The sequence below is a fragment of the Nocardiopsis oceanisediminis genome (assembly GCF_048595525.1).
GTDB lineage: Bacteria > Actinomycetota > Actinomycetes > Streptosporangiales > Streptosporangiaceae > Nocardiopsis_A > Nocardiopsis_A oceanisediminis.
On sequence record NZ_JAFMZJ010000001.1, the window covers coordinates 6,753,151 to 6,768,516 of the forward strand.

The following is a 15,366-nucleotide window of genomic DNA, read 5'->3' on the forward strand; positions in this document are numbered from 1 at the left end:
CAGGCCCTCTCTCAGAGGCGCGCGGGCGGTTCGCCTCCCGGGGCGAACCTCCGCAGGGGGCGGTCGGGGTCGTCGTGCAGCAGCACCGGCCGGACGGCCTCGCCGCCGTCCTGGGCGTCCCGGGCGGCGCGCCGGAGCCTGTCGACCGCGCTCTGCACCCGCCGCGCGGCCGTCCTCGTATCCTCCTCGCCGTTCAGCTCCCGTTCCAGCCGGTCCCGGAAAGAGCGGCCGAGGCGGCCCCGGCGGTCCCAGAGCAGGAACGGGAACCCGTGGGCGAGGGCGCAGTACAGGCCGTCCCTGCCGGCGCCCTCGGCCGCGCCCGGCTCCAGGGCCGCGATCACCGCCTGGCGGTCCTCGCCCATCCTGCGGTACAGGTCGCCGCGGCGCCGCTCGTCCCAGCCGCCCTCCGCGCCGACCCAGTGCACCCGCGGGCGGGCGCCGCTCTTCAGCGCGGCCCAGCGGAGCAGCCTGCGGCGCACCGGGGCCATCTCGCTCTCCAGTCCGCGCAGCACCACGCGGTAGTGGTCGCCCAGCTCGACGGTGAAGTCGCCGCCGAGCACCGGGTAGGGCCAGGCCTCGGCCTCCAGGGCCAGCAGGTCCAGCGGCAGCCCCACCTCGATCAGCAGCTCCGAGCTGAGGTCGTGGGCCCACCCGCGCTCGGCGTCGAGCACCGCCCGCACCGCGCGGTCGCCGAGCCGGCCGGCGTCGACGACCTCCTCGCTCACCCGGTAGGGGCGCCACTCGGCGGGGTCGGTCTGGCTCCACACGCTGAGCCTGCGGCGCGGATCGGCGGGGTCCTCGTGCTCCCGCTCCACCTGCAGGATCAGGTAGCAGGGGGTGTCCGCGCGGTAGTCCTCCAGCTCTCTGCGGCGCTCCTGCAGCCGGGAGCGGACCCCGCGGACGCCGGCCCGCTCCACGGCGCCCACCTGGGCGTCGACCCAGTCCGCCAGCGACGCGGCCGCCAGCGCCTGCCGGGTGTCGGGCGGGTGCGCGGCGTCCAGCTCGTACCGGAGCAGGTCGGCGAAGACCAGGCGGGGCGGCACCCCCCGGTCGGCCATGGCGTCGGAGAGCCGGCGGAACCCGTCCCAGGCGTCCTCGATCGCGGTGTCCCGGTCCGGGGTGGCCCAGCGCGGCGCAGCGATCCGGTACACGGTGCGCAGCCTGGGGGTGCGCAGCCCGCGCAGCAGCGACCGCATCTCCTCCTGCTCGCGGGCCTCGGGGCCGCGGCTCCGGCCGGGGGAGACCAGCTCGGCCAGGCGTCGCTCGGCGGGGCTCCCTTCGGCGAACAGGTTCAGCGCCTGCCACAGCGCGGCGGGCCCGCCGGGCAGCTTCCAGCACTCGTGGACCAGGTCGAACGCCCACCTGTTGAGTTCGCCGCCGTCGACCCGGTCGCCGGGCCCCGGCCCGGTCTGCAGGGTGCGGCCGAGCCGCACCTCGACGGCGGTGAGCATCCGGCGGCGGTCGCTCGGCCGGGCGAGCCAGCGCTCCTCGCGCAGGTCGCGGCAGACGTCGTTGGCCACCGCGGGGTCGGGGCGGTCCTCCTCGCCCCAGGTGAGCATCGGGCCCAGCGGCGCCCAGGCGTCCAGCAGCACCTCCAGCGGGAGCATGACCGCGGTCCGCGCGTCCGGGTCGTCGTAGGCGCCGGTGACGACGCCGACCACGGCCCCGGTGCCGTCGCGCACCCCCGCCCCGCTGTAGCCGGGCACGATGCGCTGGGTGGTGGTGCGCTGCCCCTCCATCTGCACGCCGCGGGGGCGGCCGCCGCGGTCGCGGAGCGTGTAGTAGGCCCACAGCTCGGCCTCGCCGCCGCCGGGGTAGCCGCAGACGGCGACCTCGCGGCCGGCGGGCTCGCCGCAGCGGCGCAGCTCGGGCGGGCGCAGCGGGGCGGGCGGGGCGCGGTCCAGGGCGAGCACCGCGAAGTCGGCCGGCCCGTCGTCGAACACCTCGGCGACCTCGGCCCGCTCGGCCCAGCCGGGCGCGGCCACCGGGCCGTCCACCACCACCCGGGTCTCCCGCGCCGCGGCGCCGGCCAGTACGTGCGCCGAGGTCAGCACCCGGGCGTCCGGGAGCACGACGCCGGTGCCGTAGTCGCGCAGCCGCTCGCGGCCGCCGGAGGTGTCGAAGACGCGCACCCGTACCGTCCAACCGCCGGCCACGTCCCTGCGCACCTCCTCCCGGGTCCCCCCTGAACCCCCCATCCAACGACGCCGGAGGGCCGACCGGCAAGGGCCCCTGCCGTTCCGCGGGCCCCGTGGCCGGGACCGGCCGCGCCGCCGGGCCCGCGTGCGCGGCGGCGGGCCCGGGCGGGGCGCTAGTCGAGCTCCTGCCCTTCGGGGGTGGACTCGACGAAGCGGACCAGTCTCCGCTCGTCCTCGGCGGGCAGGTGGAGGCCGAACACCTCGCGCAGCACCTGCGGGAGCCGCTCCGGGTCCAGGCGGCGGTCGGCCGGTGCGGCGCTCGGGGTCTGCGTCTGGAGCTTCCGGTCGGTGAGCACGAGGCGCTCCCGCAGCCCGTTGCGCTGCACGGTGAGCATCCGGTGGAACGGGGACCGGGGGTGGTGCGAGGCGATGTAGTTGTGGTCGGCGTAGTCGGGCCGGTAGAAGGGGGCGGTGGAGAAGTAGTAGAGCGGGAACCAGCCCTCGGCGGTGGCGTACCGGAGCAGCCATCCGCGCGGGGTGTCGTCCAGCCGGTAGGTCCAGTCGCCCTGGTGCGAGACGGCGCCGTCCGCCAGCGGGACCGGCTCCAGCGGGCCGACGCCGCCGACGCCGGTGTCGGCGATCCAGGCCCCGCCGTCCGCCTCGACCTTGAGGATGGTGTGCCCGACCGTGCGGAGCACGTCCAGGCCGCGTCCGAACAGGAGGCGGGCGCTCAGCCCGGTGACCCGGAAGCCGAGCCGGTCCAGTGCGGTGGCGAACAGGACGTTCTGCTCGTGGCAGTAGCCGCCGCGGCGGCGGACCACCATCTTGTCCTGGAGGTCGGCGATGTCGAGGGAGATCTCCCGGCCGAGGAGCACGTCCAGGTTCTCGAACGGGATCGCCTGGGCGTGCGCCCGGTTCAGCTCGCGCAGCACCTCCCAGGTGGCCTCGCGCGGCCCGCTGTAGCCGATCCGCTCCAGGTAGGCGTCGAGGTCGAACTCCCCGCTCTGCCACCCGTACTCGGGTCCGGGCGGCGGGACCTCGGGGACGGGGATGTCCGATACGTCGGTGTGCGGTGCCCCGGCGGTGGTCGCTGCGGTCATGTCGTCCTCCCGTGTTCCTCGCTGAGGACTCCACCGTGCCGGGAGGCCCTTGCCGGGCGCTGTCCGCCGGCTGTCGGTCCGCCCGCCGCCCCCTGTCCGCCCGGTCCGGGGGATGGGCGGTCACATGCCGGCCATGAGGAGCAGGACGAGCAGCAGGGTGCCGGCCCACAGCGCGATGACCGCCCAGCGGGCCCGGTCGTACCGGGCGCGGGTCGGGAAGAGCCAGACCGCCGGCATCGCGCACACCGCCGCCAGGTGAGCGATGTAGAGCACCCAGGCGGCGAGATAGGCCCCCTCCCTCTCCTCGCACGCGGGCGCGGACATCCCGCAGTCGGACAGCGCCAACCCCGCGATCAGGAGGAACATCCATATGATCCAGGCCGCGGGAAGGCAGAGCAGCGATGCCGCCGCCGGCGCCGCCCACCACCACCGGCGGCGGTCCTCCGGGCGGGTCCCGGTCGGCTTCTCCTGCTCGGTCTCGGTGTTGAGGTCCATGCCCCGATCCCAGCAGGATCGGGCGGGCTTCTCCTGAGCACCGCTACTCAGCCCGGGGAGCCGGCCGCGCGCCGCCGCGCCGACGAACAGCATGTTCACGTGCGAGCGGTCCAGGCCGATGAAGCCGAGCGGCCGCCCGGAGCGGCGGGGCGAAGGTACGCGGAGGGGCGGGGGAAGGTCCCGGAAAAGGAAAGCGCGAGGGCCGCCTCCATGTCCCCCCTCAAAATCACGGAGGCGGCCCTCGCTTTGGGAACGGCCTGCGACTCCTCCCCCCTGGAGTCGCGGCCTTCGAAAGCTCGCGAAGCGCGTGAAGGGTATTTCTCTCTCGCGCTGGTACATAGATTACCCACTGAGACCTCGACTAACAACCCTCCGTCACAGGAAATTACTTAAAGTGATGGCCATTCCCGAACCTGTGACGGCCCAAGTGGGGAGGGGGTTCGGTCAAGTGGGGGCCAGACGGCGGGCGGTCCCGAGCGGACATAGCCTGGACGGGTGCGAATCCGACTGTTGACGCCCAGGTGGCTCGGCCTGCACCTGGTGGCGGTGCTGGCCATCGCGGTGTGCATGGGGGCCGGCTACTGGCAGTTCGTGCGCGCCCAGGAGCCGGACCGCAGCGAGGTGTCCAGCCCCGTCCAGGAGCTGGCGGAGGCCAGGCCGCTGGAGCAGGTGACCGAGCCCGGGGCCTACATGCCCGAGAGCGACGGCAACACCGCGGTCACCGCCGAGGGGACCTACGCCGACACGCCCCCGCTGCTCGCCCCCGGGCGGAGCGGCGCCGGCGAGCCCGGCTACTACGTGATCGCGCCGCTGCTCACCGCGGAGGACACCGCGGTGGTGGTGAACCGCGGCTGGATCCCGCGGGCCGACGGCGAGGACGGGGTGCCCGACGGGCTCCCGGAGCCGCCGGAGGGCGAGGTCTCGGTGACCGGGTGGCTGCAGCCCCCGCAGAAGAACGATGAGGGCTACTCCCCGATCGGCGTACCCGAGGGGCACGTCGCGCGGATCGCACCGTCGGTGCTGGTGAACACCTGGCCGTACCGGCTCTACGAGGGCTACGTCGTGCTCGGGGGGCAGGAGCCCGCCGACACCGCGGCCGAGGGCGCCGCGGTCGGGCTGGAGCCCGTGCCGCCGCCGCGGCCGGAGGAGAAGATCTCCTGGAACTGGCGGAACGTCAGCTACGCCGCCCAGTGGGGGGTGTTCGGCCTCGCGGTGCTCGTCTTCTGGGTCTCGCTGATCCGCCGCGACCTGGAGGAAGCGGCCGAGGGCTCCGGGGAGGACCCGGCCGGCGGCGGACCGCGGGACGGCGGTCCGGACGGCGGCGCGCCCCCTCCCGGCCCGGAGGGGCCGGCCGCGGAGGGCGGCTCCCCCGCGGAAGGCGGTGCCCCCGCCGGGGGCGGCAGCAGCGCGGACGGCTCGGGCGCCGAGCCCGCGGAGGCGGCCGCCCGGCGCTGACCCGGCGGTCCGGCGGAGAGACGACCCGGCGCCGCGGGGTCCCGGAGCGCGCTCCGGGACCCCGCGGCGCCGGTGCCGCCCCGCCTCCCGGCGGCGGGCTCAGGCCGCCGCGGCCCGGGCGTCCTCGGCGTCCATCGCGGCCTTCTCCGCCTTGGCCAGCCGGTGCTCGATGACCATCCCGACGAACGGGACGGTGCCCGCCAGGGCCACGCCGACCGTCCGGCCCGCGCCCCAGCGGCGGCCCAGCGCCAGCCAGATGACCACCAGCACGTAGGCCATGTAGATGTAGCCGTGCGGGATGGCGATGAACAGCATCAGCACCGATTCCGGTCCGAACAGGTGCTCCATCCCGGCCGGGGCCGGCACCAGGGCCAGCGCGGAGGTCTCGCCCACCAGGTACTTGGCCGGCATGGCCACGAAGACCAGCAGGAGCAGGGCGATACCGGTGATGTAGGCCAGCACGCGGTAGAGCGTGAACGGGAGACGCTTCTTATCCACAGGGGCACCTCGGTGTGCTCGGACTCAGAGCGGGCCCGGCACCCGCCGTCCGGTCGCCGGGACCCTCTTGCCCTTCGACCCTAAGTGCTGTATGGAGCCGTCTCTCCGCGGGGCCGGTCACACCGCCCGGCCTCCGGCTACAGGTTCCCCGCCTCCCTGGTCGGGCTGGTCCACCGGCCGTCGGAGCGGGCGGTCCAGGCCTGCGGGATGGTGCGCAGCGTGAGGAAGGAGTCGATCACCCGCATCGGCAGGAAGAACAGCCCGTAGACCAGGTAGCTGGGGCGCCGGCGGATGGTGGCCATCACGCAGGTCAGCACGTAGTCCGGGATGAACAGCCCGACCGCGATGGTGGCCAGCGGCAGCACCGCCTCCACCGCGCCGTAGCCGGCCGCGTAGAACCCCAGGCCGAGCACGGCGCCCCCGGTGACCTCCGGGATCAGCATGAAGACCCCGAGCAGCACGGTGGCGATGAGCACCGCCGCGACCAGCAGCACCTCGAGGATGTAGAAGAACAGCGCGAACCAGAACAGGCTCGGCCAGACGCCGTGCCGGCGGATGGTCTGCCAGAAGCCGAGCGTCCAGCGCCGCACCTGCTTGACGTAGTCCCGCATGGTGAACGGGTCCTGGCAGTAGGCCCGGGTGTCCGGGCGCATCGAGATCCGGCCCAGCCGCTTGTGGTGCACCTCGAAGGTCATGTTGAAGTCCTCGATCACCAGCCCCTTGGGGTTGATGTCCAGGCGCTTGAGCACGTCGGAGCGGTACACGCTGGCGAAGCCGGGGACGATGAAGGTCACGCTGGTGAACCGCCAGGTCTGGCCGAACCGCATCAGGTACTGCAGCATCCAGTAGAGCCGGTCCCGGTAGGCCGAGATGAGCCGGCCGACCAGGGTGCGCTCCTGCGGCTTCCACTCGGCGACGACGAACCCGGCCACGGCCGCGACGCCCTGCTCGGCCAGCTGCCGGCGGGCGCCCTCGACGTAGCGCTCGTCCAGCTCGGTGTCGGCGTCCAGGATGACCACCGCGTCGTAGTTGTCGGTCAGGTCGAACTCGGTGATCACCGCTTCGATCGCGCCGGCCTTGCCCCGGTTGCTGAGCAGCTCCAGCACGTTGACGCCGGTCTCCGCGGCGATGTCGGCGGTGGCGTCGTGCGAGCTGTCCGAGACGACGTAGATGTCCCACCGGTTGAACAGCCGCAGCGCCGAGGCGATCGCGCCGTCGATCACCGGCTCCTCGTTGTGCGCCGGGATGATCACCGCCATCGAGATCTGCTCCGCCGGCGCGGCCGTCGCGGTGCCCGCCGCCGTCCCGGCCTCGGCCTCCGCGGCGCTCTCCTGCGGGCCGGTCCCGCCTCCGCCGGCGGAGCCCCCGCCGGGCGGCGTCCGGCCGGGGCCGCCCGCGGCCCGGGAGCGGACCAGGACCTGCTCCTCGGCCGCGCTGCCCTCCTCCGTGGCGAGCCGCACCCGGCGGCGGCCCCGGGTGCGGCGGGCGGCGCGCCGGGAGGCCAGCCCGCGGATCGTGTCGTCGCCGAGGCGCACCCCGCCGATCAGGGTCCACACCAGGAGGTTGACGCCGAAGGCCATCCACAGGAAGAGCGGAGTGCTGCCCCCCTCGGCGGCGGCCAGCGCGAACCTCAGCCATTGGACGAACAGGGTCACGGCGAGCGTCAGGGCGATGAGCCCCGCCACCCAGCTGCCGATGAAGCGTGCGGTACGCACCGAGGTTTCCTCCACACGGACGAATCGGAACTTGGAGGGTCTTTGGCCTCTGGTGACACTTCATACACCCCAGAGGCGAAGCGGTCATGATCGGACGGACGGTTTTGGGCCGACCTTGACCGACAAAGCCAGTATTGAGGTGACGTTTCCGCGAGGCTGGAAGTTCACCGGCGGGGACGACCTAAGTAGGCCACGCGAATCGCGGGGTCGGCCTTGCGGTGGACCAGAGCCGTTGATGCAATACCTGAAGGGGCGGGCGGAACCACCCCGTGTACGAAGTTTCTACGTATTCGCCGTCTTCATGCGGCGATCGGCCGCACAGAGCGGACGACGACCCGGACAGAGCAGTGTCCCTACCGGACGCGGGCCCGACCTCGGCGCACAATCGCAGGACAGAGGCGGCCCTGCCTCCGAGCAGCCGTACACAGCGAGTGAAGACCCCGCCTCGGAGAGGATGCCCAGTGCGTGTAGCCATGCACCAGCCGCACTATCTGCCTTGGCTGGGCCTCATCGACAAGATCGACAGAACGGACCTTTTTATCGTTCTCGATCATGTCCAGTATGAACGCAAAGGATGGCAGAACCGAAACTATGTCGCGGGCAAGGGCGGACCGGTCCTGCTGACCGTCCCGGTGATCCAGCAGAGCCGGGACGAGCGAATCATGGACAAAAAGATAGATACATCTCGGCCATGGCGGGACAAACACCGGCGAACCATAGCGGAGCACTGCTACCGCAAGGCGCCTTTCTGGGACGACTACGCCGATGCCGTCCTCTCCCTGTACGACCGGGAGTGGGAGCGGCTGGACGAGCTCGCACTGGCCAGCACGGAGCTGGTGCTGGACGCCTTCGGCATCGACACGCCCGTCGTCCGCGCCAGCGAGCTGGGCGAGTTCCCGGGGCAGAAGAGCGAGCTGCTCGCGCAGCTGTCGGCGAAGGCCGGGGCCACCTCGATGCTCTCCGGAGACGGCGCCCAGGACTACGTCGACCAGCGGGTCTTCCAGCGCTACGGCATCGCCGTCGAATGGCAGAACTTCGTCCATCCGGAGTATCCGCAGTTCAACCGGAAGGCAAAGGACGGCTTCCTGCCGCGCATGGCCGCCTTGGACCTGCTGCTCAACGCCGGGCCCTCCGGGATCGACCTGCTCCGCCGCTCCCGCAGCGAGAGCGGGCCCGCGCCGCAGGAGATCGAGGACGCGGCCGACGCCACAGGGGAGGCGCCGGGGAGCTGACCAGGTGCGCTCCGGCGTCGCCGGCGCTCGGCGTGGCAACCGTCACACCCCGATGGACGTCACTGATCATAGCTGGTCAGTGCCTTCATCGACCGATCCCCCATGGATAGGAACTCCGCATGACGATCGACTGGTCCCAGCAACGCATCCTCGTCTTCGCTCCGCACCCGGACGACGAGACCCTCGGCTGCGGCGGGCTCATGCACCGCGCCAAGGCGGCCGGAGCCGAGGTCCACGTCCAGTTCCTCACCGTCGGCGACACCGCCGACAACTCGGCCAAGGGGTTCTCCACCGCCGACGAGCGGTACGCGGAGATCAAGGAGGTCGCCGACCACTTCCGGTGGGACGGCTGGCACATCGCGTTCCCGGGCGACGAGTACCACCTCAAGCTCGACGCGCTGCCCCGGTTCGAGCTGTCCAACGTGATCGAGCGGCACAGCCCGCTCTCCATCGCCGAGCTGCGGCCGACGGTCGTCATCGCACCGCACCGCACCAGCTACAACCAGGACCACCAGGTCACCGCGGAGGCCGTGCACACCGCGCTGCGGCCGTCCAACACCCGGCTGCGGCACCACCCGCGGCTGGTCCTGGCCTACGAGGAGGCGGCCGACCAGTGGCGCTACGAGGCCGCCCCGTCCCCGAACCTCCTGGTCGAGCTGGACGAGGAGGACCTGGACGCCAAGATCTCGGCCATGCGCCTCTACGGGACCCAGATCCACGAGCACCCGCACACCCGGTCCGAGCAGACGCTCCGCAGCCTCGCCGTGCTCCGCGGCATGCAGACCGGGGTCGCCCTCGCCGAGGGCTTCTACGCCATGCGCCTGCTCGCCTAGGGCGGCGCCGACCGACCCCGGCGTGCGGCCCGATGCACGCCGGGGCTGACCGGAACACCGTGACCCTCAGGAGGGGGAGGCACCTTGAAGGCCCTCGTCACCGGCGGAGCCGGCTTCATCGGATCGCATCTCTGCGATCACCTCGTCGCCCACGGGCACAGCGTCGTGGCCCTGGACGACCTGTCGACCGGAAGGGAGTCCAACCTCGAGCAGCTGGCCGGGAACCCGTCCTTCGAACTCGTCAAGGGTTCGATCCTGGACAAGAGCCTGGTGGACGACGTGATCGCCGAGTGCGACACGGTCTTCCACCTCGCGGCCGCGGTGGGCGTGCACACCATCGTGGACAAGCCGCTGGAGTCGCTGCACATCAACCTGCAGGGCACGGAGAACGTGGTGGAGTCGGCCGCCCGGCGGCGGGCCCGCTTCATGGTCGCCTCCACCAGCGAGGTCTACGGCAAGAACGACGCCGACGGCCTCTCCGAGGACGCCGACCGGGTGCTCGGCTCCCCGCTGAAGAGCAGGTGGTCGTATGCGGCCGCCAAGGGGCTGGACGAGCTGGTCGCCTACATCTACGGCGAGGAGTCCGGCCTGCCCTGCGTCATCACCCGGTTCTTCAACATCGTCGGCCCGCGGCAGACCGGCCGCTACGGCATGGTGGTGCCGCGCTTCGTCTCCCAGGCGGTGGCCGGCGAGCCGATCACCGTGTACGGCACCGGCGACCAGCGCCGCTGCTTCGGCTCGGTGTTCGACGTCGTCCCGGCGGTGGTGAAGCTGATCGACACCCCGGCGGCCTACAACCGCGCGGTCAACCTCGGCGGTAGGGAGGAGGTCTCCATCAGGGGGCTGGCCGACCGGGTGGTCGAGCTGACCGGCTCGCCGAGCACCGTCTCCTACGTTCCCTATGAGGAGGCCTACGGCGAGGGCTACGAGGACATGCAGCGCCGGATGCCCGACACCTCGCTGGCGCACGGCCTGATCGGCTACGAGCCGCAGCGCCGGCTGAACGACATCATCGCGTCCATCATCGACCACGACCGCGCGAGCGGGCCGGACCGGCGGGAAGCCGTCGCCCGACCCTGACGAGCCGGGCCGGACACCGTCCATCCGGCCCTTTCCGGCGGCACGCCCGCCCTCATCCGATCAGCGCGCTCAGTGCCACGGCGATCGCGAAAACGCAGGTCCCCGCGCTGATCAGAATCCTCATCCAGCCCCGTGCGAGCGGCGCCGCAGGCCCGTCCGCAGCACCGCCGCGCGCCCCGCGGCCGTCCGCCCGCCACCTGCGCCGCACGTGCACCGCCGCGGCGACCGCGATCCCCACCGGCACCAGCGCCACGGCCGCCCGGAGCAGCGTCCCGGTCCCCGCGTCCTGCGGGGCGCCCCCCTGGAACGGGTCCCGGACGTAGAGCAGGGCCACGACCACCAGCACGATCACCGTGCGCTGCCAGGCCAGCAGCGTCCGCTCGGCCTGCAGCCCGGGGTCGCGCGGCGCGCCGCCCTCCGCCGACCGCCTCATCCGAGCACGTTCCCGAACAGCACCGCCGCGCAGACCAGGGCCACCCCGAGCGCGGTGAGCAGCGGCAGCAGGCTGAGCGGGAGCGGGCGGCCGCGCCGCATCGCCTCCTGCACCCGCCGCCAGCGCAGCGGCGCGTAGACGGTGATCACCACGGCCATCGCGGTCAGCACCGAGCCGACGACCAGCCGCGGCCCGTCCTTCCAGTCCAGCGGGACCAGGTGCAGTACCGCGACCGCGCCGGCGACCAGGGCGAGCGCGGTGCGGATCCAGGCCAGGAAGGTCCGCTCGTTGGCCAGGGTGAACCGGTAGTCCGGCTCGCTCCCGGCGTCCCGCGACCCGCCGTCCCCGCCGCCCTCGCGCGCTGCCATGCCGTCCCCCGTCTCCGCCCGGTCCTTGACGACGACCTTAATGACCTGCGGCTTTTCCTCCCAAGTCGGTATTGCTCAGTAGTTTTGTCGGGAACCGGGACCGATCGCGCCCGATCCCCGCCGGGGCGGGAACCGGTGCCGGTGATCGCGCTTGCGGAATGAATCCGCGGGCAGGACCGCTCTAGGAGGGACCGGCCCGCGAACGAGATTCAGGAGAAGCAGTGGCCACCACCGAGCTGACCAAGGACAACTTCAACGAGACCCTCACGGACAACGAGTTCGTGCTGATCGACTTCTGGGCCTCCTGGTGCGGTCCGTGCCGGCAGTTCGCCCCGGTCTTCGAGAAGGCCTCCGAGGAGAACCCGGACCTGGTCTTCGCCAAGGTCGACACCGAGGCCCAGCAGGAGCTCGCGGCGAGCTTCGACATCCGCTCCATCCCGACCCTGATGGTGGTCCGGGACAAGACGGTGGTCTACGCCCAGCCCGGCGCGCTGCCCAAGGAGAGCCTGGACGACCTGATCAAGCAGGCCAGGGAGCTGGACATGGACGAGGTCCGCAAGGAGATCGAGAAGCAGCAGTCCGGCGACGCGCAGTCGTGAGCGCCGGTCCGGGGGCGGCGGCGCCGGGGTGAAGGCGCCGCCGCCCCGTGCGCGTCAGGCGTGCGAGCCGCCGTCGACGCGCAGCTCCACGCCGCGCATGTAGGCGCCGTCGTCGGAGGCGGCGAAGGCGATGGCCCCGGCGATCTCCTCCGGTGCGCCCATGGCCACCGGCGGGGTGATCCGGGCGTAGTAGGAGCCGTCGGCGTTCTCCGGGAAGGAGACCGCCCTGGTGAGCGGGGTCTCGACCCCGCCCGGGGAGACGGCCAGCACCCGGACGCCGCGCTTCCACACCTCCGCGGCCAGGCTCAGGGTGAAGGCCAGCACCGCCCCCTTGGAGGCGGCGTAGGCCGCCATGGCGGGGTGGGCGTGGGTGGCCGAGGTGGAGGCGGTGTTGACCACGACGCCGCCGACCGCCTCCAGGTGCGGCATGGCCTCCCGGCAGAACAGCATGGTGCCGGCGGTGTTCACCGCGAACTGCCGGTTCCAGTAGTCCAGGGTGATGTCCTCCAGCGGCACCACCTTGTGGAAGCCGGCCACGTTGACCAGCAGGTCGATCGCGCCGAAGCGGCCCGCGGCGGCCTCGACGGCGCCGCGCACCGCGGCCTCGTCGGAGACGTCGGCGGGGTGCGCGACCGCCTCCGGCCCGTCCGGGCCGTTCTCCTCCCCGATCAGCCGCACCGTCTCGGCCAGCCCGTCCTCGTCGAGGTCGACGAGGAGCAGCCGCGCGCCCTCGGCGGAGAGCCGCAGCGCCGCCGCCCGCCCGATCCCGGATGCGGCCCCGGTGAGGATCCCGGCCCTGCCCGCGAAGCGGCGTCCGATCCCGGCCTTGTCCATGCTCTTCCCACTTCCTCCGGGGTGCTCCCCGGGCTCCGCGATCATCGTATTCCTATTAGGAATATCAGATTCCGATATGAGCATTATCAAGCACGCGCTAGGTAGGGTCCAGGGCTCCGCGGGCCGGGCGGCCCCTCTGCCCCGCCTCCGGGAGGCGATCCGCGGCCGTACCGCCCGCTCCCTCCCGCCGCCGGAGCCGGCGCACCGGAGGGCGGCCCCGTCCGCACCGCGCCCGGTCGCGCCCTGCTCCCCGGCCGGGGAGCAGGCCGCCGGCCCGCCCGGTCGGCGGCCCGGCGGACCTCCCGGGCGGACCTGCCGGGCCGCACTGGCCCCGCGGCTCCCGGGCGCGGAACACGGAGCACGGGGCGCGGAGGCCCGCGCCGACGGCGCCGGGAGCGGCCGCGCGGTCAGCTCCGGGTGCGCACCAGGTAGACGACGTCCGGCTCGCCCGCGCGGGCCGGCACCGCGATCTCGGCGACCCCGCCGAACCGGCGCTCCAGCAGGGCGGCGAAGGCGGGGGCGCGCATCGCGCTCCAGAACGCGACCGCGCCGCCCGGCACGGCGACCGCCTCGATCAGGTCGAGCGCGGCCGGCTCGTACAGCCGCCCGTTCTCCGCGCGCACCGTCCAGTCCGGGCCGTTGTCGGTGTCCAGGCAGAGCACGTCGTACCGGACGCCTCCGGAGGCGGCGCGCCCGGCCGCCTCCGCCAGCCAGACCGCCAGGTCGGCGCGGACCAGCTCGCACCGGGGCTCATCGGGCAGGTTCCCGGCGACCGCGCCGAGCGGGCCGGAGTGCCACCCGATGACCTCCGGCTCCAGTTCGACCACGGTGACCGCACCGGTCCGCGGGTGGTCCAGCGCCTCGCGCGCGGAGAAGCCCACGCCCAGCCCGCCGATCAGCACCCGGGCGCCGGAGGTCCCGTCCGGCAGCGCGTCCAGCGCCGCGCGGACCATCTCCCGCTCCGAGGCCCCGTCCCGGGTGTCCATCAGGAACACCCCGTTGCTCAGGATCTCCCAGTGCGCACCGGCCCGCCGGAGCACCAGCTCACCGCCGGCCTCCCCTTCGGCGCGGTGCACCACCTGCGGCTCCGGCTCCGCGGACTCCGACACTGCTCTCCCTTCCCGGGCACGGAACCGGCGGGGTCCGACCGCCCCGCCCATCATCCGGCCATCGTCCGAGGGGCGCCGGCCACCGGCCGGGGCGCCCGCACGCCCATGGTCGCACTCCCCCGGGCGTGCGGGCGGCCCGGCGGCACCGGAGCGGAAGAGCCCCGGCCCGGGGCCGGCGCAGCCGGTCCGGGCCGGGGCTCCCCGGATACCGGCGCCTCAGAGGCGGCAGGCGTAGATGTCGGTGACCAGGATCGCCCGGGCGCCCAGCTGCCACAGGTCGTCCATGATCTGCTGCGCGGAGCGGCGGGGCACCATGGCGCGCACGGCCACCCAGCCCTCGCGGTGCAGCGGGGAGACGGTGGGCCCCTCCATGCCGGGGGTGAGCGCGACGGCGGTGTCCAGCTTCTCCGCGTGCACGTCGTAGTCCATCATCACGTAGTCCCGGGCGACCAGGACGCCGCGGAGCCGGCGCAGCAGCCGGTCGACCTTCTCGTCCTCCTCCGCCCCGCGCGGGCGGATGACGACCGCCTCGGAGGTGAGGATCGGGTCGCCGAACAGCTCCAGCCCGGCGTTGCGCAGGGTGGTGCCGGTGGAGACGACGTCGGCGACCGCGTCGGCCACGCCCAGCTGGATGGCGCTCTCCACCGCGCCGTCCAGGTGGATGACGCGCGCCCGGACGCCCTTGTCCTCCAGGTAGCGCTCGAGCAGCCCCTCGAAGGAGGTCGCGACGCGCTTGCCGTCGAGGTCCTCGACCTTCATCGACGACCCGTTGCGCGCGGCGAACCGGAAGGTGGAGCCGCCGAACCCGAGCGGGAGCACCTCCTCCACCGGGGCGCCGGAGTCGAGGAGCATGTCGCGGCCGGTGATCCCGGCCTGCAGGATCCCCTCGCCGACGTAGACCGCGATGTCCTTGGGGCGGAGGAAGAAGAACTCGGTCTCGTTGTCCGGGTCGACCAGGACGAGGTCCCGGGAGTCCTTGCGCTGGCGGTAGCCGGCCTCGCGGAGCATCTCGCTGGCGGGACCGGAGAGCTGGCCCTTGTTGGGCACGGCGATACGGAGCATGTCGGGCATGTGCGGCGTTCCTCTGCTGGTGGTCACTGCTTCGGCGTCCGGACGTCGGCGGCGCGGCCGATCACCGGGCCCGGGGCGCGGTGCGCCCCCAAGGCGGACCCGGGACCGGCCTACAGATGCTTGTAGACGTCCTCCAGGCGCAGCCCGCGCGCCAGCATGAGGACCTGGAGGTGGTAGAGGAGCTGGGACATCTCCTCGGCGGCGGCCTCGTCGGACTCGTACTCCGCGGCCATCCAGACCTCGGCGGCCTCTTCGACGACCTTCTTGCCGATCGCATGCACGCCGGCGTCCAGGGCCGCGACCGTCCCGGACCCCTCGGGCCGGGTGCGCGCCTTCTCGGACAGCTCGGCGAACAGCTCTTCGAAGGTCTTCATCATCACTTTCCTCAGGTGACTCGCCCTACCAG

General features: G+C 73.2%; 16 protein-coding genes. 5 read left to right on the plus strand and 11 right to left on the minus strand.

Annotated features, from left to right (window positions below):
• Window positions 1-11: 11 nt before the first annotated feature.
• From J0910_RS29530 to J0910_RS29540, 3 genes are all read right to left on the minus strand, one after another.
• Entirely contained in the window at window positions 12-2,156 is a 2,145-nt protein-coding gene (locus tag J0910_RS29530) for a VMAP-C domain-containing protein (RefSeq protein ID WP_420161787.1), read from the minus strand.
• Between the two features lie 155 nt (window positions 2,157-2,311).
• Complete coding sequence (locus tag J0910_RS29535) at window positions 2,312-3,238, minus strand: arylamine N-acetyltransferase family protein (protein WP_420161788.1); 927 nt, start codon at window positions 3,236-3,238, stop codon at window positions 2,312-2,314.
• 120 nt (window positions 3,239-3,358) lie between these two features.
• Entirely contained in the window at window positions 3,359-3,733 is a 375-nt protein-coding gene (locus tag J0910_RS29540; protein WP_420161789.1) for a hypothetical protein, read from the minus strand.
• A 495-nt stretch (window positions 3,734-4,228) separates the two neighbouring features.
• Here J0910_RS29540 and J0910_RS29545 point away from each other — a divergent pair, with 495 nt between their 5' ends.
• Window positions 4,229-5,188, plus strand: coding sequence for an SURF1 family protein (locus J0910_RS29545; RefSeq protein WP_420161790.1), 960 nt, complete (start codon window positions 4,229-4,231; stop codon window positions 5,186-5,188).
• Between the two features lie 99 nt (window positions 5,189-5,287).
• Here J0910_RS29545 and J0910_RS29550 read toward each other — a convergent pair whose 3' ends face one another.
• Window positions 5,288-5,686, minus strand: coding sequence for a DUF3817 domain-containing protein (locus tag J0910_RS29550; protein ID WP_420161791.1), 399 nt, complete (start codon window positions 5,684-5,686; stop codon window positions 5,288-5,290).
• A 137-nt stretch (window positions 5,687-5,823) separates the two neighbouring features.
• Window positions 5,824-7,401 (minus strand): glycosyltransferase family 2 protein, encoded by a 1,578-nt coding sequence (locus J0910_RS29555; RefSeq protein WP_420161792.1) that lies wholly within the window; start codon window positions 7,399-7,401, stop codon window positions 5,824-5,826.
• Window positions 7,402-7,874: 473 nt separating this feature from the next.
• Here J0910_RS29555 and J0910_RS29560 point away from each other — a divergent pair, with 473 nt between their 5' ends.
• The 3 genes from J0910_RS29560 to J0910_RS29570 all read left to right on the plus strand — a co-directional run bounded on the left by J0910_RS29560 (window position 7,875) and on the right by J0910_RS29570 (window position 10,546).
• Window positions 7,875-8,633, plus strand: coding sequence for a WbqC family protein (locus J0910_RS29560; RefSeq protein ID WP_420162122.1), 759 nt, complete (start codon window positions 7,875-7,877; stop codon window positions 8,631-8,633).
• Between the two features lie 119 nt (window positions 8,634-8,752).
• Window positions 8,753-9,466, plus strand: coding sequence for a PIG-L deacetylase family protein (locus J0910_RS29565; RefSeq protein ID WP_420161793.1), 714 nt, complete (start codon window positions 8,753-8,755; stop codon window positions 9,464-9,466).
• Between the two features lie 84 nt (window positions 9,467-9,550).
• Window positions 9,551-10,546: an NAD-dependent epimerase/dehydratase family protein gene (locus tag J0910_RS29570; RefSeq protein WP_420161794.1), complete on the plus strand. Its 996-nt coding sequence runs from the start codon at window positions 9,551-9,553 to the stop codon at window positions 10,544-10,546.
• A gap of 52 nt (window positions 10,547-10,598) precedes the next feature.
• Here J0910_RS29570 and J0910_RS29575 read toward each other — a convergent pair whose 3' ends face one another.
• Both J0910_RS29575 and J0910_RS29580 read right to left on the minus strand, forming a co-directional pair.
• On the minus strand, window positions 10,599-10,979 hold the full coding sequence (locus J0910_RS29575; protein WP_420161795.1) for a DUF202 domain-containing protein: 381 nt from the start codon (window positions 10,977-10,979) through the stop codon (window positions 10,599-10,601).
• Complete coding sequence (locus J0910_RS29580; RefSeq protein ID WP_420161796.1) at window positions 10,976-11,347, minus strand: YidH family protein; 372 nt, start codon at window positions 11,345-11,347, stop codon at window positions 10,976-10,978. Before J0910_RS29580 ends, J0910_RS29575 begins: the two co-directional genes overlap by 4 nt.
• Window positions 11,348-11,568: 221 nt before the next feature.
• On the opposite strand from J0910_RS29580, the gene trxA reads away from it, so the two are divergent.
• Window positions 11,569-11,946: a thioredoxin gene (trxA, locus tag J0910_RS29585; RefSeq protein ID WP_420161797.1), complete on the plus strand. Its 378-nt coding sequence runs from the start codon at window positions 11,569-11,571 to the stop codon at window positions 11,944-11,946.
• Window positions 11,947-12,000: 54 nt separating this feature from the next.
• On the opposite strand, the gene J0910_RS29590 is transcribed toward trxA, so the two are convergent.
• From J0910_RS29590 to J0910_RS29605, 4 genes are all read right to left on the minus strand, one after another.
• The gene (locus J0910_RS29590; RefSeq protein ID WP_420161798.1) at window positions 12,001-12,825 is read right to left on the minus strand and encodes an SDR family NAD(P)-dependent oxidoreductase; all 825 of its coding nucleotides are present in this window, start codon (window positions 12,823-12,825) and stop codon (window positions 12,001-12,003) included.
• Between the two features lie 362 nt (window positions 12,826-13,187).
• Entirely contained in the window at window positions 13,188-13,889 is a 702-nt protein-coding gene (locus J0910_RS29595) for a spermidine synthase family protein (RefSeq protein ID WP_420161799.1), read from the minus strand.
• Between the two features lie 216 nt (window positions 13,890-14,105).
• On the minus strand, window positions 14,106-14,960 hold the full coding sequence (hisG, locus tag J0910_RS29600) for an ATP phosphoribosyltransferase (protein WP_420161800.1): 855 nt from the start codon (window positions 14,958-14,960) through the stop codon (window positions 14,106-14,108).
• Between the two features lie 110 nt (window positions 14,961-15,070).
• Complete coding sequence (locus tag J0910_RS29605; protein ID WP_474646604.1) at window positions 15,071-15,334, minus strand: phosphoribosyl-ATP diphosphatase; 264 nt, start codon at window positions 15,332-15,334, stop codon at window positions 15,071-15,073.
• Window positions 15,335-15,366 lie beyond the last annotated feature (32 nt).